We start from the raw sequence: 210 nt of genomic DNA, 5'->3' as shown, positions 1-210 counted from the left end.
CAGTTCGGGATTCTTCGCGGCTTCGTCGAGGGCCTCGCGCAACGCGGCCTCGTTGGTGGGGCGTGCCTCTTCGAGGAGTTCGAGGCCTGCTTCGGTGACGTCGGTGTAGACGCCTCGGCGGTCGGTGGGGCAGAGGTAGCGGGAGAGCAGGCCGCGGTCCTCGAGTCGGGTGACGAGGCGGGTGGTGGCGCTCTGGCTGAGGACGACCGC

Annotated in this window: 1 protein-coding gene; it reads right to left on the bottom strand. The window is 70.0% G+C overall.

Annotated elements, in window-relative coordinates:
- A partial coding sequence (locus tag IF78_RS0143125; protein WP_031488224.1) for a MarR family transcriptional regulator occupies positions 1–210 on the bottom strand: 210 nt, incomplete at both ends.

The sequence above is a fragment of the Streptomyces bicolor genome, from assembly GCF_000719285.1.
Taxonomy (GTDB): domain Bacteria; phylum Actinomycetota; class Actinomycetes; order Streptomycetales; family Streptomycetaceae; genus Streptomyces; species Streptomyces bicolor.
This window is presented reverse-complemented; position numbering and strand designations above follow the sequence as displayed.